We start from the raw sequence: 1300 nt of genomic DNA, 5'->3' as shown, positions 1-1300 counted from the left end.
GGCTCATCCACCAACTCCACAACCTCGGCTACCGCGTCACCCTCGACAAGACCGCCTAGCCCGGCTGCGGTCGATTCTCTTCACAGGCGCGTTGCCGGTAGGCAGAGCTTGTCCCGATGGATCTCGGACAGGCTTTTGCACGTCGCCAGGACCCGAATCTTGATCGACTCGACCAGCAGCGGGAGACACAACTCGCGAACCGACTGACTTGCGCAATGCCGCCGGGATCACTTGCGGAGGCCACCGCGCATGCGGTGGCCGCGTCAGAACGTGCGACGGACGCCCTCGCTCATGCTGCGTACACGCGCGCGAGGTCTCCGCCGGCCTGCATCAGCGGTTCGCCGCGATATACGACGCATACGGTGCTCCGACCGTGCGGTCGATCACCGGCGGGTTGCCGAGCAGCAATGGACCGCGGGCTGCAGCGACAGGCGTGCGGTGGCCGACGGCTGCCTGAGACCCGCTGGCGGTCCTTCCACCCGCCCCGGCAGGGCCCGTCTAGTTGCCCCGGGCGCGAGCGTGTCGCACCCAGTCGTGAGGCCGATCCTGTTTGCTCTGCTGGAACTCTGCGCGCAGCGTTTCCAACCGCTTCCCGTCGACGTAGGCGTGAAGCTGGTCGAGGATCGCTCGCGTTGCGTGGCCTCGCTTCGACTGCGCGGACCGTGGAGACAGCTCGGTCACGTCACCGACTCGGGCGTCGCGCTCGTCGATGAGGTCTCGGCCGAACAGCTGCACCGCGAGCCAGTCGAGAAACTCACCGTCATCGACGCCGATACGCCGGCCCAGTTTGGCTAGCTGCACGCCCGCACGCCTACCTCCGACATTGACGTCGCCAGCCGCCCCCTGTCGAATAATCGGCCCGCGAAACCTCCGCAGCAACAGCAAAAGCTGCGCGCGTTCGGCCGTCGGCCGCCGCGCTCGGCGATGCCGTCGCCGAGGCGGTGGTGGCGTTCGTCGACAGCTACGAGTTGCTGGCACCGCTGGAAGACTGGCTGCGCGAGGAGCTGGCCTGAGGAACTACCGGCCGGGTCTGTGGTCATGTTCGCCGGGCGGCGGGCGCCGTCGACGGGGTGGCGGGCCGACCCCGGATGGCGTGGCGCGTTGCGGTCAACCCGGTGCAGGGCGGCTGGGTGCTCGCAGCGCAGGGCTCGACGATCGAGCCTGACGAGCCAGTGCAGTGCTCAAGGAGCTGGTTGGCGCGGTTGGTGACCGTGCTCGATCGCGTAGACGGCGGCCTCGATCCGGCGACCGGGGTTCCACAGATCAGCCAGTCGACTAGTCCGTGAAAATGGGTTGTGAG

Annotated in this window: 1 protein-coding gene; it reads left to right on the top strand. The window is 67.9% G+C overall.

The features are described 5' to 3' along the window. Positions 1–534 precede the first annotated feature (534 nt). On the top strand, positions 535–795 hold the full coding sequence (locus tag LWC33_RS34630) for a hypothetical protein (protein ID WP_233308932.1): 261 nt from the start codon (positions 535–537) through the stop codon (positions 793–795). The last annotated feature ends 505 nt before the right edge of the window (positions 796–1300 follow it).

The organism is Pseudonocardia terrae (assembly GCF_021343995.1).
GTDB lineage: Bacteria > Actinomycetota > Actinomycetes > Mycobacteriales > Pseudonocardiaceae > Pseudonocardia > Pseudonocardia terrae.
This window is presented reverse-complemented; position numbering and strand designations above follow the sequence as displayed.